Genomic DNA, 23,719 nt, shown 5'->3' on the forward strand with positions numbered 1-23,719 from the left:
TAGTGATGATTACGCACCGGTTTTTTAAATCGGTGCGTTTTTTTATCTATGTAGCACAAATTGATAACTCGTTGATATTTAACAGCACAGAACAATAAAAACCCGACAACACGAGTGTATTAATAAACGTTAATATTTGTACGCTGAATAATTGGCAGGCTATCTATCAAGGTACAAATAATGACTATAAAAAAAACAGCGCTGGCAGTATCGATCGGCGCAGCAGTGGCATTAACGACTTTCGCCTCCCAGGCGGAAATCACGGTCCTGAAACAAGATCCGCAGGCGGGCAATCCGCTGAGCCGTCTTAACTTCACCGTCGGCGGGAGTATTCGTCCGCAGTTCCAGAATATGGCTGGCGATGATGGTAAGAATGGTTACAAACGTAATGGTTTCGACGGCGGTACTCGTTTCCGTTTCGCTGCTGATTACTATCTGTTTGACGACATCAGTTGGGTGAGTTACTACGAGCTGGGCGTTAACTTCCCGGCTATGTTCAACTGGGATAATCACTATGCTGACGGCGCCAACGATACCACGCGCCGTATGCTGTACACCGGTCTGAAGAGCGCGACCTGGGGTACGCTGACCTTCGGTCAACAGAACAGCATTTACTATGATGTGGTTGGCGCGAAAACGGATATCTGGGACTACGACATGATCGGTCAGGCACCAGGTAACGGGATCAACGGCGACTATGACGGTTCGTATCGTACACGTAAGTCACTGAAGTATAAAAATACGGTAGGCGATGTTGATCTCTACGCTTCTTATCTGTTCAGCGATGACTATAACCCGAATAACGGCCTGCGTTACAAACGTAAAGGCGGCGGTTCACTGGGTGTGGATTATCATATTACGGATGACCTGACCTGGGGTACAGCGTGGAACTACACCCGTGCGGAGATGCGTGGCAACACCAGCAAAACCTACGATCAAAACATCGTCGGTACTGCGCTGAGCTGGAAACCGGACAACTGGACCTTCTCGCTGGGCGGCGGTTGGTATCAAAACTTCATGACCACCAAAAAAGTGTCTGTTAACGACTACTTTGCCGGTGATGCGTGGGGTCTGGAATACTTCGCGGGTTACACCTTCCCGGTGGGTCAGTATGCGCTGAAATCCGTTCAGCCTTACTTTATGGGCGACCGTATTGAGTACGTGAATGGCCGTAACTACCTGCGTACCGACAACGGCGTGGGTATCAGCTTCCAGCTGGATTACGGTTTCCGTGTTGATTACGAACACGTATTCACTTCCAGCACCGACAATCTGGGTGATATGAACCTGGTTCGTCTGCGTTACGACTTCTAATCGAACGCCTGCCGCCCGATACGCTTGCGTTTATCGGGCCTAAGAGAGTTGTTGTAGGCCGGATAAGGCACGTGTGCCGACATCCGGCTTTTTCATGCCTTCTCACATTTAAAAACATACTCTGCAACATCATGAAATAATTTCAAGGACAGCAGGTTGTGATCTGTGTCATGTTAACAATCAGCCTGTTAACGGGCCAACAAGAACAACGCCGCAAGAACGGCGTGAGACATGACACCACAACGTTAAAATGGAGAGAATATGGGATTGCGTCAGAGTTTACGCGTCGCGACCGGGGCGCTGTTACTGGCCTGTGGATTACAGTTTGCTCATGCGAACAGTGACCCGCACACAATCGTGTTTGGCGTCGCGCCTGGGCCATACGGAGATATGGTGAAACAGGCCATTGCTCCGACGCTGAAAGAGAAAGGCTATAAGGTAGTGGTGCGCGAATTTAGTGATTATGTTCAGCCAAACATGGCGCTCTCCAACGGCAGCATTGACGCAAACCTGTTTCAGCACTCGCTTTATTTTGACAAATTCACCGCCGACAAAGGGTTGAAATTGAGTAAGCTCATCGTTGTGCCAACGGCGGGGATGGGGTTTTATTCGCATAAAATCAAGAGCCTGGATGAACTGAAGAAAGGTGATGTCATCACGCTTTCTAACGATCCGACTAACCTGGCTCGTGGTCTGCGCTTCCTGCAATCTATCGACCTTATCACCATCAAAGACAATATTGATCCCACTAAAGCTTCTGAACGTGATATCGCCAGTAACCCGAAAGGACTGGTGTTTAAACCGCTGGAAGCTGCGCAGTTGCCGCGTACGCTGGATGGTGTGACCGGGGCACTGGTTAACGGTAACTTTGCGGTTGCGGCAAAACTGGATCTCGCCAGTGCGATCAAGCAAGAGCAGCTGGATGAAAACCTGAAAAATATCATTGCGGTACGCAGTGAAGATGCAGATAAACCGTTCGCCAAAGACATTGTTGCAGCGGTGAAATCTCCGGCGTATCGTGCGGTGATAGACGATCCGAAAAACATCTACAGTGCCTTCCAGAAACCGGAATGGATGACGGCAGCCCAATAATCGCTGCGCTTAAAGTTTAACAGGGCAGCAACGACTGCCCTTTTCGCATTTCTGAGGTCGGTATGATTGAGATAGATAAGGTTTGCGTGGATTTCAGCGCAGGCCGTGGACCGTCAACCCGGGCGGTTGATGAGGTCAGCCTGCGCATCGGCGCAGGTGAGATATTTGGCATTGTCGGGACCAGCGGGGCGGGGAAAAGTACGTTGCTGCGCACCCTGAACGCCTTAACGCGCCCAAGCCAGGGAAGCGTGAAGGTGAACGGTGTTGAAATTTCAGCGCTGGAAGGAACGCACTTACGTAAGGCCCGTCAGCGTATTGGGATGATTTTTCAGCATTTTAATTTGATGCATACCCGCACGGTGGCGCAAAACGTTGCTTTCAGCCTGAAGGCTGCCGGATGGGAGCGCAGCAAAATCGCGCCACGCGTGGCGGAGATTCTGGCGCTGGTCGGGTTAGCGGATAAAGCAAACCGTTTTCCGGTGCAGCTCAGTGGTGGGCAAAAACAGCGTGTTGGTATTGCCCGCGCCATTGCCAACCACCCGGATGTACTGCTTTGCGATGAACCCACTTCCGCGTTAGATCTGGAAACATCGGCCACCATTCTGGCTCTGCTCAAACAGATCAACCAACAACTGGGGATCACGATCGTGCTGATCACTCACGAGATGAATGTGATCAAATCAATTTGCGATCGCGTGGCGGTGATGTCCGGCGGCAAGGTGGTGGAGTCCGGTGAGGTGTTTGATGTCTTTGCCCACCCGCAGCACGCGTTCACGCAGCAACTGGTGTCGCATACCCTCAATTTGACGCTGCCCGAGCGACTGCGCCAACATCTGCCAGGACAACTGCTGAAAATTTTATTTATCGGCGACTCAGCGGAACAGCCAGTGCTGTCTGAAGTGGCGGTTAAATTTGGCGTGGCGGTAAATATTCTGCACGGCAAAATTGAGTATATCGGTGAGCGTGCGCTGGGTATTTTGGTCGTGCAACTGACCGCCCCACATAATCCTTCTGCGGTCGATGCCGCTGTGGAACATATTCGTCAACGTACCGCACAGGTGGAGGTGATTCGTGGATGATTTATTGCCTGATTTAACGCTGGCGTTTAATGAAACCTTCCAGATGCTGAGCATCTCTACGGTGCTGGCGATCGTTGGCGGCCTGCCGTTAGGGTTTCTTATTTTTGTCACCGACCGACATTTATTCTGGCAGAACCGTTTCGTGTATCTGCTCAGTTCTGTGCTGGTGAACATTATCCGTTCGGTGCCGTTTGTGATCCTGCTGGTGCTGTTGCTGCCGTTAACCCAGTTTCTGCTCGGGAACACCATCGGACCGATTGCGGCGTCTGTTCCGCTCTCGGTAGCGGCGATTGCGTTTTATGCCCGACTGGTGGACAGCGCGTTACGTGAGGTTGACAAAGGCATTATCGAAGCCGCGGAAGCGTTTGGCGCCAGCCCGATGCGTATTATCTGCACCGTGCTGTTACCGGAAGCCAGCGCAGGTCTGCTGCGTGGGTTGACGATAACGCTGGTGAGTTTAATCGGTTACTCGGCGATGGCCGGGATCGTTGGCGGTGGTGGGGTAGGTGACCTGGCCATTCGCTTTGGTTATTACCGCTACGAAACCCAGGTCATGATTGTCACCGTGGTGGCGCTGATTATTCTGGTGCAGGTGGTTCAGGTGCTGGGCGACTGGTTGGCGAAACGCGCGGATAAGCGCGACAGACACTGATCACCGTGCGTTAAGCCAGTCGGCAACGTCCTGCCATGTGCCGCGAAAGACGATTTTCGCGGCTTTCTTTTCCAGCTGATAGCGATACATCGGGTCGTAATACTCGTTGAGCAACGGCACCAGCCAGCCCATATGGGCGTCGGTGCTGCCCGTTGCCTGCTGTTCGCGCAGAGCCACGTCGAGCAGGGTGGTCAGCTCGGCAAAGCGTTGTAACCCCAGACGGCGGCGGATGGCGAACAGGCCGTGATGCAGATAGTCACTGTACTCCTGCCAGCCCTGAGTTTCCCCGTAAACGCGGGTGAAATCGTGGTGCATACGGACAAAATACTCTTCGCGCAGTCGCTCCAGGCGTAACTCAAAGGGATCTTCCACCACCGCAATGGATGCCTGGGCCATACGATCACGTAAACATTCGGGCAAATGGTTGGCACCAATCATGCGGCCTTCATCTTCCAGTACCCACAAACGCAGATCCTGGCGGCTGTCGGTTTTCAGCATTTCGACCGCCAGCAGGTTTTCGAAGCTCGCCTGGCTCAGCTGTGGTTCAACGGTGCGGCCAAAAGAGGAACCGCGATGATGTGCCAGACCTTCGAGATCCACGCCGTTTGGCTGCTGTTGTACCAACAGCGTTTTTCCGCTACCGGTACAGCCGCCAATCAGGACGATAGGTTTTTGCACCAGCGTTTCCGTCAGCTGTATTGTCGCCTGGCGCAGCGCCTTGTAACCACCTTTTATCAGCGGATAGTTGATACCAGACTCCTGCAACCAGTGTTGCACGATGTGCGAGCGCTGGCCGCCGCGGGCACAGCACAAGTATCCCTCTGGATGCTGGCGACAGGCGTCCAGCCAGGCGTTCATTCGCTGCTGACGGGTTTCACCCGAGACCAGTTGGTGGCCCAATGCGAGCGCCGCCTCCGGTCCCTGACGTTTATAGCAGGTCCCGACCGCGGCGCGTTCGTCATCGTTCATTAGGGGGAGATTGATCGCACCCGGCATCACACCCTGTTGAAATTCGACGGGGGCGCGTACATCGATTAAAGGCGTACCGGCGAGCAGGATCGCGCGATAGTCCGTTCCATCGTTCATGTTCAGTCCTGAAAATACAAAACAGCAATGGAGGGGATTTTACGCGCCTGAAGAGGGGCCGGGGAAGTATAAAATCAACTCCCCGGCATTAATGGCTTATTTCAGCTTTGATTGCGCCCAGATAATTCCGCTGGCATATTCCGGCGGCAGTAGGGGAATTAATGCTTCGAGCGTGGCATTTAGACGTGCAGTATCGCTGTCGCTCAGGTTCAGGTGGCCGACTTTACGCCCTTCGCGCACTTCTTTGTCGTACCAGTGCAGATGGACCAGCGGCAGTTTCAGCCAGTCGTAGTTCAGGTCGCTACCAATCAGGTTTACCATCACCGAAGGATTGTTCACCACCGGCGTCGGTAACGGAAGGTTGGTAATGGCGCGCAGGTGCAACTCGAACTGACTGATGCTGGCGCCGTTTTGCGTCCAGTGCCCGCTGTTGTGCACGCGAGGCGCCAGTTCGTTAATCAGCAGACCTTCCGGGGTAATGAAACATTCCATCGCCATCACGCCGACATAACCCAGCGCCTGCATGATAGCGGAAAGCATCGCTTCGGCCTGCTCCTGCTGTCTGGCGTTAGCCTGCGGGAAGACCACGCTGGTACGCAGAATGCCGTCCTGATGCAGGTTGTGGGTCAGCGGATAGAAAACCGTGCTGCCGTCGTGTGCGCGAGCGCCTACCAGCGACACTTCACCCGAGAAGTTAATGCCCTGCTCGACGATACACTCGCCGTAGCAATCATCCGGCAATTGTTCCGTTTCATTTGCGCGTAAACGCCACTGTCCGCGACCGTCATAGCCGCCAACGCGACGTTTCACAATCGCCAGCTCGCCGAGTTTGTCGAATACTGCAGACCATTCGCTTTTCTCTGCCAGCAGTTGCCACGGCGCGGTTGCCAGGTTGAGTTTGTCAAAAAGCTGCTTTTGCGTCAGGCGGTCGGCAATAATCGGGAAGACATCACGATTCACGAACGCCGGATGGCGTGCCAGCTCGCGGGTTAACGCGGTTTCCGGCCAGCGCTCGATCTCAGCGGTAATGACGCTTTGCTGAAAGGGAACGGCGGTGGGTTCGGCATCCAGCCCGACTGGCCAGACCGCAATGCCCAGCGGCTCGCCGGCCTGACGCAGCATGCGCCCTAACTGGCCGTTACCGAGTACGCAGACCTGCTTCATGCCGCACCTCGCGGGTCTGGGTTCTCCAGTACCTCATCGGTTTGTGCTTTGCGCCAGTCGCTTAGACGCTGATGTAATGCTTTGTCGTGTGTTGCCAGAATTTGTGCTGCCAGCAGGGCCGCATTGGCCGCACCCGCTTTGCCAATCGCCAGCGTACCCACAGGGATGCCGCGTGGCATCTGCACGATCGAATAGAGGCTATCTACGCCGCTCAACGCTGCGCTTTGTACCGGAACGCCTAACACGGGGACCAGCGTTTTCGCGGCAATCATGCCCGGCAGATGCGCTGCACCGCCAGCACCCGCAATAATGACCTGATAACCGTTCTCTTCAGCACTTTCGGCGAAGCTGAACAGTTTGTCAGGGGTACGGTGGGCTGAGACGACTTCAACATGGTGTGGAACGTCCAGCATTTCGAAGATTTCGGCGGCGAACTGCATGGTAGCCCAGTCGCTTTTGGACCCCATCACGATGGCGACACGCGCCGGATTATTGCGGGAAGACATGCGTCTAAAAACTCCTGTGGGTGTGCTTCACACTGCTTTAGAGGCGAGAGAGAATAGCACGTTTTAAAAACAAGGAAAACGATTGCGTTGCTTTACACTTCACTCTTCAAGCTGCCTCTTTGTTGGCTGTATCTGCAGAATTAAAACGGAAAAGCGATCAGTTCAACGTCGTCAGGTGTGACTTTAATCATCGAACCTTCGGTGTGCCAGGCACCTAACACCACGCGGAAAGCGGGTTGCGCATTGGCCGTGAGTTCGTGGACTGCCGGGCGATGGGTATGACCGTGAATTAACCACTGGACCTGATGTTTCTCCATTTCGGCAATGACGGCCTGTGGATTCACATCCATGATCTCCAGCGATTTACTGCTATTGGCAGCTTTGCTGTTGGCGCGCATCTTCGCGGCAATACGTTGGCGAATGAATAACGGCAGGGCGAGGAACAGCTTCTGTAACCAGGGTTGATGCACTTTGGCGCGAAACGCCTGATAGCCTGCGTCGTCGGTGCATAAGGTGTCGCCATGCATGATCAGTACCTTACGGCCATACAGGTCGAGCACTTTTTCTTCGGGTAACAGGGTCATGCCGCTCTCACGGGCAAAACGCTTGCCGATCAGAAAATCGCGATTGCCATGAATGAAAAAGCAGGGAACACCGGAATCCGTCAGCGCTTTTATCGCTGCGGCCATTTTACGATGTAGGGGATTGGGATCGTCATCGCCTATCCAGGCTTCAAACAGATCGCCAAGAATGTACAGCGCATCGACCTTGCGTGCATCGCCGGCTAAAAAACGCAGAAAACCGGCGGTGATCGCCGGTTCTTCCGTGCAGAGATGGAGATCTGCAATAAACAGTGTCGTCACGATTACTCGCTGACGGTCACGTTTTCGATGATAACGTCTTCTTTTGGTACATCCTGATGCATACCGCTGCGACCGGTGGAAACGCCTTTGATTTTATCAACGACATCCATACCTTCGACAACTTCAGCGAATACACAGTAACCCCAGCCCTGCATGCTTTCGCCGGAGAAGTTCAGGAAGTCGTTGTCAGCAACGTTGATGAAGAACTGTGCGGTTGCTGAGTGCGGAGCCTGAGTACGCGCCATTGCCAGCGTTCCACGGGTGTTTTTCAGACCGTTGTTGGCTTCGTTTTTGATAGCCTCTTTCGTGGCTTTTTGCTTCATGCCCGGCTCAAAACCGCCGCCCTGGATCATGAAACCGTTAATAACACGGTGGAAAATGGTGTTGTTGTAAAAACCTTCGCGGCAGTAGTCCAGGAAGTTTTTAACTGTTTCAGGCGCTTTATCATCAAACGTTTTGATTACGATATCGCCGTGATTAGTGTGGAAAGTAACCATTTTTGCATCCTGTTCCGATAGAGTGGTGCTTCGACCCTGGTCAGGGTCACATGATAGGGGCTTGTTATAGCATAACCGCAAGGTTCGATCACCTTGCAAAGTGTGCTGCTTCGGGGCCAATTTATAGGTATTATAGGGCTTTGTTATCCACACACGTCTACACGGAATCTTCGATGTTAAAAATCTTTAATACACTGACGCGCCAAAAAGAGGAATTCAAACCCATTCATGCCGGGGAAGTCGGCATGTACGTGTGTGGTATTACCGTTTACGATCTCTGTCATATTGGACACGGGCGTACCTTTGTTTCTTTCGACGTTGTTGCCCGTTATCTGCGCTTCCTCGGCTACAAGCTGAAGTATGTGCGCAACATTACCGATATCGACGACAAAATCATTAAGCGCGCTAATGAAAATGGCGAGAGCTTTGTGGCGCTGGTTGATCGCATGATTGCGGAAATGCATAACGATTTCGATGCGCTGAATATTCTGCGTCCGGATCTTGAACCGCGTGCTACGCATCATATCCCTGAGATTATTGAAATCACCGAACAGCTGATTGCCAAAGGCCACGCTTACGTTGCCGATAACGGCGATGTCATGTTCGACGTACCGACCGACCCGAATTACGGTCAGTTGTCACGTCAGGACCTGGATCAGCTGCAGGCGGGTGCGCGTGTTGATGTGGTTGATGTGAAGCGTAACCCGATGGACTTCGTGCTGTGGAAGATGTCCAAAGAGGGGGAGCCGAGCTGGCCATCTCCGTGGGGCGCAGGCCGTCCGGGCTGGCACATTGAATGTTCTGCGATGAACTGCAAGCAACTGGGTAACCATTTCGATATTCACGGCGGCGGCTCTGACCTGATGTTCCCGCACCATGAAAACGAAATCGCGCAGTCCACCTGTGCGCATGACGGTGAGTACGTCAATTACTGGATGCACTCCGGGATGGTGATGGTTGACCGTGAGAAAATGTCCAAATCACTGGGCAACTTCTTCACCGTTCGCGACGTGCTGAAATATTATGACGCCGAAACCATTCGCTATTTCCTGATGTCTGGCCATTATCGTAGCCAACTGAACTACAGCGAAGAGAACCTGAAGCAGGCTCGCTCAGCGCTGGAGCGCTTGTATACCGCGCTGCGCGGCACTGACAAGTCCGTTGCTCCTGCGGGGGGCGAAGCCTTTGAAGCTCGCTTTATTGAAGCGATGGACGATGACTTCAACACCCCAGAAGCCTACTCGGTGCTGTTTGATATGGCGCGTGAAGTTAACCGCCTGAAGGGTGAAGATATGGCGGCGGCTAACGGCATGGCTGCGCATCTGCGTAAGCTGTCCAGCGTACTGGGCTTGCTGGAACAGAATCCAGAAGCGTTCCTGCAAAGCGGTGCGCAAGCGGATGACGGTGAAGTTGCTGAAATTGAAGCGTTAATCCAACAGCGTCTGGATGCACGTAAGGCGAAAGACTGGGCGGCAGCTGACGCTGCGCGTGACCGTCTCAACGAGATGGGCATCGTGCTGGAAGACGGCCCGCAGGGCACCACCTGGCGCCGTAAGTAACTCTGTAATGCCCGGTGGCGCCTACGCTTACCGGGCCCACAAAAGAGCGAGTGTAGGCCGGATAAGACGCAGCGCGTCGCATCCGGCAGATTAATATTTTCGATACCACCACAGCACACCCATCATGACGGCTCCCGGTAGCCATACCCACATCAATTCCGAAAGTATCACCTGGTGCCCGTACGGCGTGGCGTAGCGCGACAGCGCAAACGGCGCGACCTTAATCACCTGCCACGGTGCAAAGAAGCGTTCATCTGACCACGGCCACAGCCAGCCAACGCCTTTCCCTCCGGTGGTTACCGAATCCAGCAGGCTGTGCGACAGCAACGACACCGTCAAAAATAACCAGCAGCGTATTAGTCCAGCCTTAAACCATCGTCGGCCAATCAATACGCAAAGTAGCGGCACGACAAAGGCGAACAGCAACGAGTGGGTAAATCCGCGATGGCCGAAGACGTTACCGTAAGCAACGCCGAGCTTAAATGATAAGACGTCAGCGTCTGGCAGCATCGCCAGAGCGATGCCGGTAAACAGTAATCGCGCGGGGATGACTTTAAGTCCGAGACCTAACCCTAAACAGAGTGGAACGGCAGCGTGGGTAACAATAGTTGGCATGATGATCGCTTCGGGTGAAAAAACAGCATGCTAACAGGCCACGGTGAAGTGGGGATGAAGTCATTATCTGAAAATGGGGGATGTGGCCGGATAAGGTGCAAACCGTCATCCGGCATCTGGGATCACTCGATGACGTTAATGCTGTGTCCTTCAAAGCTAACGGTCTGTCCGGCAACGATTTTGCAGCGCTTGCGCGTTTCAACAACACCGTCGACCTTCACTAACCCTTCGCCAATAGCAATTTTTGCCTGGGCGCCGCTTTCGCTCCAGCCTTCCAGCTTCAGCAAATCGCAGAGTTCAACGTGAGGGTGTTTACCCAGTGAAAATGTGGCCATCTTAAACGTCCTTTACATCATGATATTCAACACACGCCTGCAGCGTGTTTTCGATAAGCGTGGCGACCGTCATCGGGCCTACGCCACCCGGCACCGGCGTAATATACGACGCACGTGCGGCAGCATCCTCAAAGACCACATCACCAACAACCTTACCATTCTCCAGACGGTTGATGCCGACATCAATCACAATTGCACCTTCTTTGATCCACTCACCCGGAATAAAACCAGGTTTGCCAACGGCAACAATCAGCAAGTCGGCGTGCTCGACGTGGCGACGCAGATCCTTCGTGAATCGGTGGGTGACCGTGGTGGTGCAACCCGCCAGCAGCAACTCCATGCTCATCGGGCGACCGACAATATTGGAAGCGCCAATCACCACGGCGTTCAGGCCATAAGTGTCGATGTTGTAGCGTTCAAGCAGGGTCACGATACCGCGTGGAGTACATGGACGCAGGCGCGGTGCGCGTTGGCACAGACGGCCGACGTTATACGGATGGAAACCGTCGACGTCTTTGTCCGGCGCAATACGCTCCAGAACTTTGACGTTGTCGATGCCCGCCGGCAACGGCAGTTGTACCAGGATACCATCGATGGTGGCATCTGCATTGAGCGTATCGATCAGCTCAAGAAGCTCCGCCTCGCTGGTGGTTTCAGGCAGGTCATAGGAGCGGGAGACAAACCCCACTTCGTCGCAGGCTTTGCGTTTACTTGCCACGTAAATCTGCGAAGCCGGGTTGCTACCTACCAGCACAACAGCCAGTCCTGGGGCGCGTAATCCAGCCGCTAAACGCGCCTGAACTTTTTGAGCAACCTCAGAGCGCACCTGCTGCGCAATCGTTTTACCGTCAATAATCTTTGCTGCCATCAGAGAGAGGATTCCGTCTGTTACGTTAAGTCGAAGGGGATGTGACTATTTTGTCAGAAGCGGGGCGTGCTGTCAGTTTTCGTTTGCGTTTTTACGTGCGGTGGCGTGTTTCGCGTAGCCCGTGAGCGCGGCAGCAGGTGTTGGACGTTGGCGCGTGATTCATAAGCATGCTAATGAAACTTAACCTAAATGAAACAACTCATCACCCTGAAGTTTTCATGGGTAATATCTCAGAAACCAGACTGTTACGTCTTGATATGGATGTTTTTGCCTCATTTCCACCCGGAATTTTCTTAGAGTCCAATAAGAATAAGCCAGGGGTATTAAAAGGAATTACAGGTATTTTTCATTAATTGAAATGTTTAATTTATCCCTGTGACGAATAGTCATATTCGTGAAGATTAATTAGTGAATCAAATACTCAGGAGAGTGGGGGTACACGTTTCGCTAATTCTCTCTCGATATATATCTTTACAGGATGCAGAGATAATTTGCCTGACATTTAATGTCGATAATGATTCAAACGGAGCCCGCAGGACGCTGGCGCCGGATGTGTGTAATTCAAGGGAAATCCATGAAACGTAAATTAATGACCTCTTCTGTTTTTGCCAGCATGATGTTAATGGCGGGCGCAGCGGTGGCGGCAGATCCGGTAAGCGTGAGCGGCGGTACGGTTCACTTTGAAGGTGAACTGGTCAATGCAGCCTGTGCAGTGAGCACTCAGTCAGCCGACCAGGTTGTCACATTAGGCCAATATCGTACTGCCAGCTTCACCGCTGTCGGTGACACCACGGCGCAAATTCCGTTCTCCATCGTGCTGAACGACTGTGACCCGAAAGTTGCTGCGACTGCTGCTGTTGCTTTCTCGGGCCAGACGGATCTTACCAACAACAGCTTGTTGGCTCTCTCCTCCTCGGATAACAGCACCACAGCGGGCGGCGTAGGGATCGAAATCCTGGACAACACCTCCACCGCACTGAAGCCAGATGGCGCGACCTTCTCAACCGCTCAGGCGCTGGTGGAAGGTACCAACACCCTGCGTTTCTCCGCGCGTTATAAAGCCACAGCAACCAGCGCCACGCCGGGTCAGGCAAATGCGGATGCGACCTTCATCATGAAGTACGAATAAGCCGTTTGATTCTCGCAGGGAAGACTACCGCCTCATGGGATGAGGCACTATCCGGGGATGATGAAGGATGTGGCAGATGATAGGGAAAGGCGTAGCGCTGGCGGGAATGGTCTGCGTAATGCCGGCGTTTGCACACACCGTGATACTGGAAAGTGGCTGTCTTCATTTACGTGGGCAACTGGTTAATGGTGCCTGTACGGTTGCCACGGACAGCCAGAGTTTACGGGTGCAAATGGGGCAGTACCGCACTAACGCGTTCTCCGGGACGGGAAGCTTTGCCTCTACCAGCGTACCGTTTTCGCTGCGCTTGACGTCGTGCAGTGCTGATGTTTATGACCACGTGGGGATTGCCTTTGCGGGCGTTACGCCAGCCGAAGATCCACAGGTCTTTCTTGCCAGCGGCGATGCGTCTGCGGCTTCGGGTATTGGTTTGGCGTTATTTGATGAGCGACAGCGACAAATAATTCCGAACGCGCAGCCGCTTCATTATGCCCCGATTTTAACGCAAGAGATGACGTTTCATTTCACTGCGCGCTATCGGGCAGTCTCGGAATATATAACGCCGGGAACGCTTCGTTCAGATGTGTGGTTTACGTTGGTGTATCCCTGATTTATTTCCTAACGATAATCACGCCAAAGGTATTTGTAGCTATGTTTAATTATCTAAAATCAGGCTTTATCATTTTACTGGCCTTATTTTCTGCCACCAGTGTGCAGGCATCTGGAGGAATTGCATTAGGTGCAACTCGTGTTATTTATCCTGCCGAGGCTAAACAAACGTCCCTCGCCATTAGTAATAGTGATACCAAAGAACGTTTCCTGATTAATTCATGGATAGAGAACAGCGCAGGCGTCAAAGATAAATCGTTTGTGGTCACACCGCCGCTGTTTGTCAGTGAGCCTAAAAGCGAAAATACGCTGCGTATCATCTACGCGGGCGAGCCGCTGCCCAAAGACCGTGAATCGCTGTTCTGGATGAATGTGAAGGCTATTCCGTCGGTCAATAAAAACAGTCTTGAGGGAAAAAACGTTCTGCAACTGGCGATTTTGTCGCGTATCAAACTTTTTGTCCGCCCAAATAATCTGCCACAAATCGCGGAAGATGCACCAGGCATGCTGCAGTTTTCCCGTACCGGCAACCACCTGAAAATCACCAACCCGTCAGCGTATTACGTCACGCTGGTCAATCTCAATGTCGGAAATACGAAGATTGATAACGTCATGGTTGCGCCAAAAAATGACACGCAGGTCCTGTTGCCGACGGGTGTTCAGGGAAACGTTACATTCCAGACGGTGAACGATTATGGCGCAGTAACCACCGCTAAAACGGTTAGCGTGCGTTGAGAAAACGATGAATAAGACAACGTATTTTCCTGGCCTGTTACCGGGGGTTACGCCACCGCTGGCGGGGGTGGCGTTGTCCACGCTGGCCGCGATCTTTCCCTCTTTTAGCCACGGTGAAAGCTATTTCAATCCGGCATTTTTATCTGCGGATACCGCTACCGTGGCGGATTTGTCTCGTTTTGAAAAAGGAAATCACCAGCCTGCAGGCGTTTATCGTGTGGATATTTGGCGCAATGACGAGTTTGTGTCCACCCAGGATATTCTTTTCGCCACCAGCGCGGGGAAAGCCGGAGAAAAATCCGGCGGGCTGATGCCGTGCTTTGATCTCGACTGGGTTAAACGCCTCGGCGTCAATATTACTGCGTTTCCGGCACTCAGTCAGGATGCGAACAATAGCTGTATTAATTTGCCAGAGGCGATTCCTGGTAGCGAAATTGCCTTCGATTTTTCTACGCTGCGCTTAAATGTCAGCCTGCCGCAAGCCTCAATGTTGAACAGCGCACGTGGTTATATTCCACCAGAGGAGTGGGATGAGGGTATTCCGGCGGCGCTGGTTAACTACAGCTTTACCGGCAGCCGCGGCAGCGATACCGACAGCTATTTCTTAAGCATGTTAAGCGGCCTGAACTATGGCCCATGGCGGCTGAGGAATAACGGTGCATGGAACTACTCGAAAGGTGACGGCTACCATTCGCAAAGCTGGAAAAATATTGGCACATGGCTTCAGCGTGCGATTATTCCGCTGAAGGGTGAGCTGGTGATGGGTGACAGTAACACTGGCAACGACGTTTTTGACAGCATCGGTTTTCGTGGTGCGCGTCTCTATTCGTCTGACAGCATGTATCCCGACAGTTTACAGGGCTACGCGCCAACCGTCCGTGGGATTGCGCGTACCGCAGCGAAACTGACGATTCGCCAGAATGGCTACGTGATTTATCAAAGCTATGTTTCGCCAGGCGCTTTTTCGATAACCGATCTTAACCCCACCTCGTCGAGTGGTGACCTGGACGTAACGGTGGATGAGAAGGACGGCAGTCAACAGCGCTATACGGTGCCGTATTCCACGGTACCTCTGCTGCAGCGTGAAGGGCGTTTCAAATATGACGTTGTCGCCGGGGATTTTCGTAGCGGTAATAGCCAGCAGTCTTCGCCATTCTTTTTCCAGGGAACGTTAATCGCCGGGCTACCAGAAGGTTACACCGCGTATGGCGGCACGCAGTTAGCGTCACGCTACACCGCGCTGGTGTTAGGCACCGGCCGCAACCTGGGTGACTGGGGAGCCGTCTCTGTCGATTTAACGCATGCCCGTAGCCAACTGGCGGATGACAGTACGCATCAGGGGCAATCGCTGCGTTTCCTGTATGCAAAATCACTGAACAACTTCGGTACCAACTTCCAGTTGTTGGGGTACCGCTATTCGACGCGCGGGTTTTATACCCTCGATGATGTGGCGTATCGCAGTATGGAAGGTTACGAGTACGAATATGACAGCGAAGGGAATCGCCACGATGTTCCACAGGTGAAGAGCTATCACAATCTGAGCTACAGCAAAAAGGGCCGTTTTCAGATCAACATTTCGCAGAACCTTGGCGATTACGGTTCACTGTATGTTTCGGGTAGCCAGCAAACGTACTGGAACACCTCAGATACCAATACCTGGTACCAGTTGGGGTATGCCAGCGGCTGGCAGGGGATTAGCTATTCACTCTCCTGGTCATGGAATGAATCGGTCGGGATCGCCGATACCGACCGCATCCTGGCCTTCAATGTGTCCGTACCGTTCAGTCTGCTGACCGGGCGGCGCTACTCGCGTGATAACGCACTCGATCGCACCTATGCCACGTTTAATGCGAACCGTAACAGCAATGGACAAAACAGCTGGCAAAGCGGTATTGGCGGCACGCTGTTAGAGGGGCGCAATCTCAGCTACAGCGTTAATCAGGGGCGCAGCAGCTCCAACGGGTACAGCGGGAGCGCCAACGCGAACTGGCAAGCGGCCTATGGCACGCTGGGCGTGGGTTACAACTATGACCGTGACCAGCATGACTATAACTGGCAACTCTCCGGTGGCGTCATCGGACATGCGGACGGCATTACGCTCAGCCAACCACTGGGCGATACCAACGTACTGATAAAAGCACCAGGTGCCCAGGGGGTGCGGATAGAAAACCAGACCGGCGTGCAGACTGACTGGCGTGGCTACGCGGTCATGCCGTATGCCACCGTTTATCGCTACAACCGCGTCGCGCTGGATACCAATTCAATGAATAACAACACCGATGTGGAAAATAACGTTAGCAGCGTTGTGCCAACGCAGGGGGCACTGGTACGTGCGGCGTTTGATACACGCATTGGCGTGCGGGCGCTTATCACGGTTAACCGGGATGGAAAACCGGTGCCATTTGGGTCGGTGGTACGCGAAACCACGAGCGGCGTCACCAGCATGGTCGGTGAAGATGGACAAATTTATCTGAGTGGTCTGCCGCTCAACGGCAACTTGCTGATCCAATGGGGGGAAGGCGCAAATGCACGCTGTGAAGCGCACTACACCTTGCCTGAAGAGAGCCTGAAACAGGCCGTAACGCTCACCAACGTGACGTGCCAACGACCGTCGGCACGACAGGGATAATATGATGAAACGACAAACCGGTTTGCTACTGGGAAGCGCTTTACTGCTTATAGCTAATACATCATGGGCGAAGGTCTGCCATAACTCGAACGGAACGCCAACGGACGTTTATTACGATCTGTCGAATGTTTTTAACAGCAGCAATAACCAACCGGGACAGGTAGTGACATTGCCTGAAAAGTCAGGCTGGGTCGGGGTGAATGCAACCTGCCCGGCAGGGACGACGGTGAATTACACCTACCGAAGTTATGTGACCGAACTCCCCGTGCAAAGTACGGAAAATAACTTTCAGTATCTGAAACTCAATGATTACCTGTTGGGGGCCATGAGTATCACCGACAGCTACGCCGGGTTGTTTTATCCTCCACGTAATTACATCCGCATGGGGAATCACCCAAACGTTTCCAAACAGCAGCCTTTTGGCGTGATGGATTCGAAGCTGGTGTTTAAATTAAAAGTGATTCGCTCATTTATCAACATGGTGCCGATCCCGCGACAGACGATGTTCAGTGTCTATGTCACTACCAGCACGGGAGATGCGCTGAGTACGCCGGTTTACACCATAAGCTACAGCGGCAAGGTGGAAGTTCCACAAAACTGCGAGGTGAATGCCGGGCAAATCGTGGAGTTTGATTTTGGCGATATTGGTGCCTCGTTGTTCAGTAAGGCGGGGGCCGGTAACCGGCCCGAAGGTATCAATACGCAAACGAAAACGGTCGCCATAAAGTGCACTAACGTTGCGGCACAAGCTTATCTGACCATGCGGGTCGAGGCCGAAAAAGCGTCCGGGCAAATGATGATATCGGACAACCCCGATTTAGGTTTTATCGTGGCTGACAGCAGCGGTAAACCGCTGACCCCCAACAATCTGTCCAGCACCATTCCCTTTCAGTTGGATGATAACGCTGCCGCACGGGTTGGCATTAGAGCATGGCCAGTCAGCGTGACGGGCAATAAACCAGCGGAAGGGCCTTTCACCGCCCGTGGCTATCTGCGAGTTGATTATGAATAAGCCGAGAACAATGAGACGTCGTGCACTTTTCGTATTGATATCCGCAGTGTCAGCCAGTTCGCTATGTCAGGCGGATACCTCGCTGGGTGAGATTAATATCGAACTGCACGGTAATATCGTGGACTTCACCTGCGCGGTTATTGCCAGTGACAACAATAAGTTGGTTGAACTAGGTACCTGGCCGACAAAACAATTAAAGACTACCGGGGATACGACCCAACCGGTTCCCTTCACCTTGAAACTTGAAGGCTGCCCGCCGGGGTCGGCCTCGATAACCTTTTCCGGCACGCCGGCAGCGGGTACCACGTTATTGGCGCTGGACGATGCCGTGATGGCACAAAAGGTCGCGATTGAATTGCACGATAGTGACCGTACGCGATTACCGCTTGAACAAGCCAGCCAGACAGTAAACATTGATGAAAATGGCAATGCTATGCTGACTTTTTTTGCCAACTATATTGCGCTGGCAGAGGGCGTTCAACCGGGGATCGCGAAAGCAGATGCTATCTTTATGATTAACTACAATTGACATCATGCGCTGATAACGCCCTCCCGAACGACGCCGCGCCGGGAGGGCGATCACATTAATTCATGCATCTTTGCATAATCGATTAGCTCAACAATGGTATGTAGTCCGAGCTTGGAATAGATGTTAGCTTTGTGAGCACTGATTGTTTTATTACTCAATAAAAGTTGCTCAGCAATCTCTTTATTAGATAACCCATTTGCCAGATAACGTAAAACTGTAACCTCGCGATTCGATAACGGCATGTCATTCAGCACACCTTTGCGTATATTGATATTATTAATAAAATTAAGCGTATCTGAAGGGAAAAATGAATATCCTGATAAAATCATTTTCACCGCGTTATAGATATCATTGAGATCCTTTCGTTTGCTGACGAAACCATTGGCACCGGCGCGGATTGCCCGTCCGGCATAAAACGATTCAGACTTTGAGGATAGAAACAGCACCCGGGTTTTTTCCTGCAGAGATTTTATTCTCTTGAGTAATGTAAACCCATCGGAGCCAGGTAGTTCAATATCCAGAATGACCAGATCGACTGGATAGGTCCGCAGATGATCTATTGCTGCACGGCTGTCATCGGTTTCCAGAACAACCTGAATATTACTATTCTTTTCGAGCAGTACTTCTATCGACATTCTGACAATAGGGTGTTCGTCCATAATGATAACGGATGCTGGTTTCATTGTTGTATGCCTCAAACTGTTTGTGTATCTTGCGATTTTGATAAAACATCAGGCGTTATAATATTGTCAAATAGCCAAGGATTGCTCTGGAAGAAGAGCCGAATAAATATTATGTCATCCTTGTTTATTCGGCTGTTCTACGTCAGAACAATGAGTTTGTGGAATATCCATTTCACACCAGGGAAAACTTACAATTAATCAGAAAACAGTGAGGATTATACCTGCTCTGCACTTTCGGAAAAGGCTTACAGCACGTAAGTTCATAATGTCTGTTAGGATATCCTGAAAGATCAGGGCATGGTAATGACTATTGATATTAATCTCCTGCTGTTTGAATTATGGCAGATTGAAAAAATTTTTTAAATAGTAAAAACGACACAATGGGCTAATTGTTTAGGTTTTGTTAAGGAGACGAGGCAATTCTTTTTTGTCGAAATGTACTGAATCTGTCAGCTAAAGCAGGATACCTGCGCGACATATAATACCAGGAATAGTTGTAAATATTAAATGTTTGTAAAAATCACATTCGTTTTCTCAGTTGAAAATAAGTAATTTCCTATAAATTCTTATATCACAGAGGGTTAGGGTGTTAAATTAAATGGGGAGAGGTAACGCTCAGGCGATGTATCAGATGCAAAAAACGTTGGCGATGTGGCAACCCCAGTTGCGTGATCAGTTGGTTCAAGCGATAGATAACGCGGTGATAGGGTTGAGCCTGCAGCAGAGCAATCTGCTTTAATGATTTACCTTGTGACAGTAATGAGATCATCTCCCAGTCAGCCTGATTTATGTGCCCGGAATGAATATGATCCGGCTTCATCGATAATAAAGCATGGCGCATCTCCGGGAGGCGCTGACGGCGCGGCAGGATATAGAATGGCCCAGCCATCGCAATAAAGTACCTGAGCGCTTCGTGGCGACTGGGAAGTAATATGAAAATTTGAATGTTATCCTGTTCTTTAATGAGTCGGCGAAGATATTCCAGAACATCGAAATATGAGCGTGATGCACCATCCATATCAATCACTAACTGACTAGCTTCAGACTCTTTCAACAGCGGCAGGGCCGATTCAATCGTCTGGAAGATGGCCGTATGTGTACCCGAAAATAAATAGCGATTTAGCGTGTAGCCGAGATAGCTGTCGGTTGTGATAATCGCTTGAGATATTGTGTCGCCCGGTAATGTGTAATCAAGTTTTTGAGCCAGATACTCAATTCTGTCAAATTCCTGCGGTGCACAGTGATCATATTGCCAGGTACAGTGGGCGTTTCGTAAACGGCGATGCCGTTCCCGGCGTTTTACACTGCGCATCCTTCCTTTTTCCCTGTCCGTATCTATAGCGCCTGCTCTGGATAAATGGCTGGCCACAAATATCCCTGACCCAAATTTGCGCCAGCGCGCAGGGCAATTTCCTGCTGTTGTTGTGTTTCAATTCCTTCAACTACCACCAGGCTGGCGATTGCGCGCCCCATTTGAATAACCTGGCGGAGTCTTTCTGGCACATGGCTGAGTGTCCAGAACGTATTTTTATCTAACTTCACCCCTGACAAATGCCAGTTGGCTGCGGTGAATGTGCCCAGCAGTTGCTCATTGACATCATCCAGCCATATTGGGATACCATGGTCTTCAAGATGTTGAATTACGCCGTAGATGATTGCCCGCTGGGGTGTACTTAAAGAATAAAACGTATTTGGATCTTGTATTTCGATAATCAAGCTGGACGGAGAGGGCGTAATCAGGGAATGGAATAGCGGCCAACTCAGAAAGGCTTGCATCGGTAAATTCAATGAGTAGCGCATCCCCTGTTGGTAGCACTTAATTTTGTCAATTTGCTGATAAAACAGATGCTGTCGATGCTGAACCGACAGTTGGTGAAAATATTGTTCACTGTTTATATTTGCGGGAAGATGTGTGAGGACCTCACAACCGTATCTCAACGCGGTAGACAAATCGACAATGGGCTCGAATTTAAGTGCGAATTGCAGGGGTTCTGCATCGCTGTTTTTGGTGGTAAAGACAGAGTACTCAGATTTATCATTCCATAATAACAGGCTCGGTGCCACGATATCCCCCCTGGCGTCAGAGCAAATATTACCGAGTATGTCTATTTGTTTCCCCGGAAATAATATACATAGGGTATTCTGGCAGCATGCGGTTAGGTACAGTAGGTGCCGATACTTAATTGATGATGAGACATTTCTCAATAAAATGTCCGACAGCAAGACTCACTCTACTGTTGCAGAAAACTCAGGTGTGCCCTGATATACCTTAAAAATTGCTGATCATTTTTCACATCCAGCTTTTTCATAATACGGCGGCGAGTTGCTCTGGCCTGGATATCGCTGATGGAGAGAAGATGTGCTGTTTCAGCGAGCGTGTTACCGCTGGCAAGTAGCATTAAGAACTGGCGTTCCTCCACCGAAAAGTTGCGGGTAGTACAGTAATGGCAGATGGTTGCTGGCACACTGTGGCGGAGCGCGCGTTTTTGCAGAATCAGGATCAATTTTTGGGTTATCGCTTCCACATTATCTTCCCGATAGATCAGCGGCAGCATATACAGGCAGGGGCGAAACATCAGCTTATCTGTATCGCCTCCGTTGCAGATGATAACCCGATGCTGGCGTCTGGTGTGGACGGGAACCTGATAACATCCTGCACTGAGCCAATCGTCATCCAGCGAAATAAAGGCGATGTCTGCGCGATCGATATCTTCGGTAGGTAAAAAGCAGATGTCCTGATGCCACTGATTTGCCAGGCGGGAGATGATGATTTTCAGCCCATGTTCGAAATGACTATTTTCTTCCTTGATAGCGATACTTAACATTGACGAGGTCCTGAACAGCAGGGAAGTGGTTGGGGAATGTTAAGCAAAACCATTAATTTTCTAAATACTTGTAACCTTAAATCCTGCATTATGCTGGCTGAGTTGTTACCAGGTGATTTCCTGGAACCCCATGAACGACCAGAAAAAAACAACATTCGTACACTTCGTCAGCAACCGGAACAAAAGGCATTGACTCAGCAAGCGCTGACCGTATAATTCACGCGTTTCATCTGCATGAAGTCATCACTTCTCTATGCGCCCTTAGCTCAGTTGGATAGAGCAACGGCCTTCTAAGCCGTAGGTCGTAGGTTCGAATCCTACAGGGCGTACCATTTCGATAAAATATCCTCTCGGCACGGTTTTATTCCAGTAGGCATAACGTCTACATCAACGGCTCTGCATTTAACTTTTTCTGGAGCGTTTTGGGGATATAAAAACGGGAGCCTGATCGCTCCCGTTTTCCTGTTTTTCTAACCAATATCACCGCACAACAAGCACGGGACATTTAGCATGACGTACTACGGCAGCGGCGGTTGACCCCAATAGATAGGTGCTGAAACCCGGTTTATGGGATGCAATGACGATCAATTCGGCGTCCACGGCATCTGCCAGTTTAAGGATCTGATCTTTCGGTGGGCCATAAACCACATGGGTCTGAGTTCGGCCGGCGGGGATATTGAATTGCTTAACAATGTCGTTGAGCTTTTCGGTGGCTTTCGCCTGTATACCACTTCTGTCCGGGAACTCGTTGGAGTAGGCAAGCCCGAGTGATGCGTAGAACGGAACGGTAGGAATGACCGCTAAAAAATGGACCTTAGCGGTTTTTGCATGCGCTTCAACCTGCGGAATAACATGGCGAGTTAAATCGGCTTCAGAGATATCAATGGGCACCAGAATAGAGCGATACATATTCACTACCTCCTGTTTGTTTACCTCTGTCCTGAGTGTAGCGAACTTTATTTCTGTATAATAAGTGACCAGATCAAGGTTGTGCGCGCATTTTGATATTCATGAATGTTATGTGATGAAGATGCAACAACCACAGTGGTGATTATTATTCGGCCAACACAATAACATCTCCTGTCGCGGGGGCTTCTTGTCCTGGCAACCATAAACGTCCCCACGCGCCGGTGCAGTGACAGCCGAGAATTTTTTCTGGCTGCCGTTGTTTAATAAATCGTCGGGTTTGCCATAACGTATAGGGCGATGCGCAGCGTAAATGGAAGCCACCGACCAGGGCATGAATTTTGCTGATGCCCGTTATTTTCTGGCAGTGAGCGACGATATTGGCAATACCCCGATGTCCGCAGCCGGTAATGATGACTAATCCGCGGTCTGACTTGTAGATCAATACCCCTTCGTCAGTGATGTAGTCCTGTTGGGGAGGATTTTCATTGATGACACCGTAGGCCTGCGGTGCGGATACGGATATTTCTCCTGACCACAGAAAGCGTTCGCTAAGGGGCAAAGGCTCACGGGAGTACGCCATCTGCAGACGAGAGTAATCATTCTCGCGTGATAGTTTCTTGATTTTACGGGTATATCCTGCAAACGTGAATGCTGCGTAACGTTCGCAGGCAATGTGTGGATGACAGATGACGCGGCTGTTATCGGGAAGCCACGGCACGCCGCCACAGTGATCATAGTGGCCATGTGAGAGCACGACAGCGGTTAACTGAGACAGGTCTACGCCGATCAGTGCGGCATTGTGCCTAAAACTGTCATCAGGCCCGGTATCGAATAATATTGTGGTGGTTTCATCCTGAACTAACAGACTTAATCCAGGTTTTGCCCGTAGGGCTTTTTCTGCACCGCTGGCGCGCCTGTTTTCAAGCAACACCGTAAGGGTTAAAGCCATGCCTGACTCCAGCGTTAAAGCGGCATACTGTAACGCATGGAATGTCAGAGCGCTGTGATCTCAGCGCTCTTTGGGACGGC

At 51.3% G+C, this 23,719-nt stretch carries 26 protein-coding genes and 1 tRNA gene; 13 read left to right on the forward strand and 14 right to left on the reverse strand.

The features are described from left to right. Window positions 1-180: 180 nt before the first annotated feature. From RYZ59_RS04400 to RYZ59_RS04415, 4 genes are all read left to right on the forward strand, one after another. Window positions 181-1,314 carry a porin gene (locus RYZ59_RS04400; protein ID WP_123268429.1) on the forward strand — a complete coding sequence of 378 codons (1,134 nt, stop codon included), beginning with the start codon at window positions 181-183 and terminating at the stop codon, window positions 1,312-1,314. A 261-nt stretch (window positions 1,315-1,575) separates the two neighbouring features. Beyond that, window positions 1,576-2,406, forward strand: a complete 831-nt coding sequence (locus RYZ59_RS04405) for a MetQ/NlpA family ABC transporter substrate-binding protein (protein ID WP_318044741.1) — start codon at window positions 1,576-1,578, stop codon at window positions 2,404-2,406. 62 nt (window positions 2,407-2,468) lie between these two features. Next, on the forward strand, window positions 2,469-3,485 hold the full coding sequence (gene sfbB / locus RYZ59_RS04410; RefSeq protein WP_137384584.1) for a virulence-associated ABC transporter ATP-binding protein SfbB: 1,017 nt from the start codon (window positions 2,469-2,471) through the stop codon (window positions 3,483-3,485). Continuing rightward, window positions 3,478-4,137 (forward strand): methionine ABC transporter permease, encoded by a 660-nt coding sequence (locus RYZ59_RS04415; protein ID WP_005125237.1) that lies wholly within the window; start codon window positions 3,478-3,480, stop codon window positions 4,135-4,137. Before sfbB ends, RYZ59_RS04415 begins: the two co-directional genes overlap by 8 nt. Here the strand turns inward: RYZ59_RS04415 and mnmH are convergent, their stop codons facing one another. From mnmH to ppiB, 5 genes are all read right to left on the reverse strand, one after another. Then, window positions 4,138-5,223: a tRNA 2-selenouridine(34) synthase MnmH gene (gene mnmH / locus RYZ59_RS04420; RefSeq protein ID WP_318044739.1), complete on the reverse strand. Its 1,086-nt coding sequence runs from the start codon at window positions 5,221-5,223 to the stop codon at window positions 4,138-4,140. Window positions 5,224-5,319: 96 nt separating this feature from the next. Beyond that, window positions 5,320-6,387, reverse strand: a complete 1,068-nt coding sequence (purK, locus tag RYZ59_RS04425) for a 5-(carboxyamino)imidazole ribonucleotide synthase (RefSeq protein ID WP_318044738.1) — start codon at window positions 6,385-6,387, stop codon at window positions 5,320-5,322. Beyond that, window positions 6,384-6,893 (reverse strand): 5-(carboxyamino)imidazole ribonucleotide mutase, encoded by a 510-nt coding sequence (gene purE, locus RYZ59_RS04430; RefSeq protein WP_005125240.1) that lies wholly within the window; start codon window positions 6,891-6,893, stop codon window positions 6,384-6,386. The genes purK and purE overlap by 4 nt, the downstream gene beginning before the upstream one ends. Before the next feature lie 140 nt (window positions 6,894-7,033). Beyond that, window positions 7,034-7,756, reverse strand: coding sequence for a UDP-2,3-diacylglucosamine diphosphatase (lpxH, locus tag RYZ59_RS04435; RefSeq protein ID WP_318044736.1), 723 nt, complete (start codon window positions 7,754-7,756; stop codon window positions 7,034-7,036). A gap of 2 nt (window positions 7,757-7,758) precedes the next feature. Continuing rightward, the gene (ppiB, locus tag RYZ59_RS04440) at window positions 7,759-8,253 is read right to left on the reverse strand and encodes a peptidylprolyl isomerase B (protein WP_003021875.1); all 495 of its coding nucleotides are present in this window, start codon (window positions 8,251-8,253) and stop codon (window positions 7,759-7,761) included. Window positions 8,254-8,426: 173 nt separating this feature from the next. On the opposite strand from ppiB, the gene cysS reads away from it, so the two are divergent. Further along, the gene (gene cysS, locus RYZ59_RS04445) at window positions 8,427-9,812 is read left to right on the forward strand and encodes a cysteine--tRNA ligase (protein WP_318044734.1); all 1,386 of its coding nucleotides are present in this window, start codon (window positions 8,427-8,429) and stop codon (window positions 9,810-9,812) included. A 90-nt stretch (window positions 9,813-9,902) separates the two neighbouring features. Here cysS and RYZ59_RS04450 read toward each other — a convergent pair whose 3' ends face one another. The 3 genes from RYZ59_RS04450 to folD all read right to left on the reverse strand — a co-directional run bounded on the left by RYZ59_RS04450 (window position 9,903) and on the right by folD (window position 11,630). After that, entirely contained in the window at window positions 9,903-10,427 is a 525-nt protein-coding gene (locus RYZ59_RS04450) for a metal-dependent hydrolase (protein WP_318044733.1), read from the reverse strand. Window positions 10,428-10,549: 122 nt separating this feature from the next. Then, the gene (gene ybcJ, locus RYZ59_RS04455) at window positions 10,550-10,762 is read right to left on the reverse strand and encodes a ribosome-associated protein YbcJ (RefSeq protein ID WP_318044731.1); all 213 of its coding nucleotides are present in this window, start codon (window positions 10,760-10,762) and stop codon (window positions 10,550-10,552) included. Window position 10,763: 1 nt separating this feature from the next. Next, window positions 10,764-11,630 (reverse strand): bifunctional methylenetetrahydrofolate dehydrogenase/methenyltetrahydrofolate cyclohydrolase FolD, encoded by an 867-nt coding sequence (folD, locus tag RYZ59_RS04460; protein WP_137384577.1) that lies wholly within the window; start codon window positions 11,628-11,630, stop codon window positions 10,764-10,766. 574 nt (window positions 11,631-12,204) lie between these two features. Between folD and fimA the strand changes: the two genes are divergently transcribed. The 6 genes from fimA to sfmF all read left to right on the forward strand — a co-directional run bounded on the left by fimA (window position 12,205) and on the right by sfmF (window position 18,273). Continuing rightward, complete coding sequence (gene fimA / locus RYZ59_RS04465) at window positions 12,205-12,759, forward strand: type 1 fimbrial major subunit FimA (RefSeq protein ID WP_005122056.1); 555 nt, start codon at window positions 12,205-12,207, stop codon at window positions 12,757-12,759. Between the two features lie 76 nt (window positions 12,760-12,835). Next, on the forward strand, window positions 12,836-13,369 hold the full coding sequence (gene fimI / locus RYZ59_RS04470; RefSeq protein ID WP_318045204.1) for a type 1 fimbrial protein subunit FimI: 534 nt from the start codon (window positions 12,836-12,838) through the stop codon (window positions 13,367-13,369). A gap of 41 nt (window positions 13,370-13,410) precedes the next feature. Next, a complete protein-coding gene (gene fimC, locus RYZ59_RS04475; RefSeq protein ID WP_005122054.1) occupies window positions 13,411-14,103 on the forward strand; it encodes a type 1 fimbria chaperone FimC in 693 nt (230 codons plus the stop codon). 7 nt (window positions 14,104-14,110) lie between these two features. Beyond that, the gene (locus tag RYZ59_RS04480; RefSeq protein WP_318044729.1) at window positions 14,111-16,732 is read left to right on the forward strand and encodes a fimbrial biogenesis usher protein; all 2,622 of its coding nucleotides are present in this window, start codon (window positions 14,111-14,113) and stop codon (window positions 16,730-16,732) included. A 4-nt stretch (window positions 16,733-16,736) separates the two neighbouring features. Beyond that, complete coding sequence (gene fimH / locus RYZ59_RS04485; RefSeq protein WP_137384701.1) at window positions 16,737-17,744, forward strand: type 1 fimbria D-mannose specific adhesin FimH; 1,008 nt, start codon at window positions 16,737-16,739, stop codon at window positions 17,742-17,744. 10 nt (window positions 17,745-17,754) lie between these two features. Beyond that, window positions 17,755-18,273: a fimbria assembly protein gene (sfmF, locus tag RYZ59_RS04490; RefSeq protein WP_318044728.1), complete on the forward strand. Its 519-nt coding sequence runs from the start codon at window positions 17,755-17,757 to the stop codon at window positions 18,271-18,273. A 50-nt stretch (window positions 18,274-18,323) separates the two neighbouring features. On the opposite strand, the gene fimZ is transcribed toward sfmF, so the two are convergent. From fimZ to fimW, 4 genes are all read right to left on the reverse strand, one after another. Beyond that, window positions 18,324-18,956 (reverse strand): fimbria biosynthesis transcriptional regulator FimZ, encoded by a 633-nt coding sequence (gene fimZ, locus RYZ59_RS04495; protein ID WP_005122050.1) that lies wholly within the window; start codon window positions 18,954-18,956, stop codon window positions 18,324-18,326. Between the two features lie 589 nt (window positions 18,957-19,545). Next, window positions 19,546-20,268 (reverse strand): fimbria biosynthesis regulator FimY, encoded by a 723-nt coding sequence (locus tag RYZ59_RS04500; RefSeq protein ID WP_318045201.1) that lies wholly within the window; start codon window positions 20,266-20,268, stop codon window positions 19,546-19,548. Between the two features lie 23 nt (window positions 20,269-20,291). Continuing rightward, complete coding sequence (locus RYZ59_RS04505) at window positions 20,292-21,020, reverse strand: EAL domain-containing protein (RefSeq protein ID WP_318044727.1); 729 nt, start codon at window positions 21,018-21,020, stop codon at window positions 20,292-20,294. A gap of 167 nt (window positions 21,021-21,187) precedes the next feature. Further along, window positions 21,188-21,781, reverse strand: a complete 594-nt coding sequence (fimW, locus tag RYZ59_RS04510) for a fimbria biosynthesis transcriptional regulator FimW (RefSeq protein WP_318044726.1) — start codon at window positions 21,779-21,781, stop codon at window positions 21,188-21,190. 36 nt (window positions 21,782-21,817) lie between these two features. Between fimW and RYZ59_RS04515 the strand changes: the two genes are divergently transcribed. Further along, window positions 21,818-21,997: a hypothetical protein gene (locus RYZ59_RS04515; protein ID WP_318044725.1), complete on the forward strand. Its 180-nt coding sequence runs from the start codon at window positions 21,818-21,820 to the stop codon at window positions 21,995-21,997. A 39-nt stretch (window positions 21,998-22,036) separates the two neighbouring features. Continuing rightward, a tRNA-Arg gene (locus RYZ59_RS04520) sits at window positions 22,037-22,113 on the forward strand. 148 nt (window positions 22,114-22,261) lie between these two features. On the opposite strand, the gene uspF is transcribed toward RYZ59_RS04520, so the two are convergent. Together uspF and RYZ59_RS04530 are read right to left on the reverse strand one after the other, a co-directional pair. Then, on the reverse strand, window positions 22,262-22,690 hold the full coding sequence (gene uspF / locus RYZ59_RS04525) for a universal stress protein UspF (protein WP_202039218.1): 429 nt from the start codon (window positions 22,688-22,690) through the stop codon (window positions 22,262-22,264). A 145-nt stretch (window positions 22,691-22,835) separates the two neighbouring features. Continuing rightward, complete coding sequence (locus RYZ59_RS04530) at window positions 22,836-23,639, reverse strand: MBL fold metallo-hydrolase (protein WP_318044724.1); 804 nt, start codon at window positions 23,637-23,639, stop codon at window positions 22,836-22,838. Between the last annotated feature and the right edge of the window lie 80 nt (window positions 23,640-23,719).

This window comes from Citrobacter sp. HN-141 (assembly GCF_033341895.1).
In the GTDB taxonomy this organism is placed as follows: domain Bacteria; phylum Pseudomonadota; class Gammaproteobacteria; order Enterobacterales; family Enterobacteriaceae; genus Citrobacter.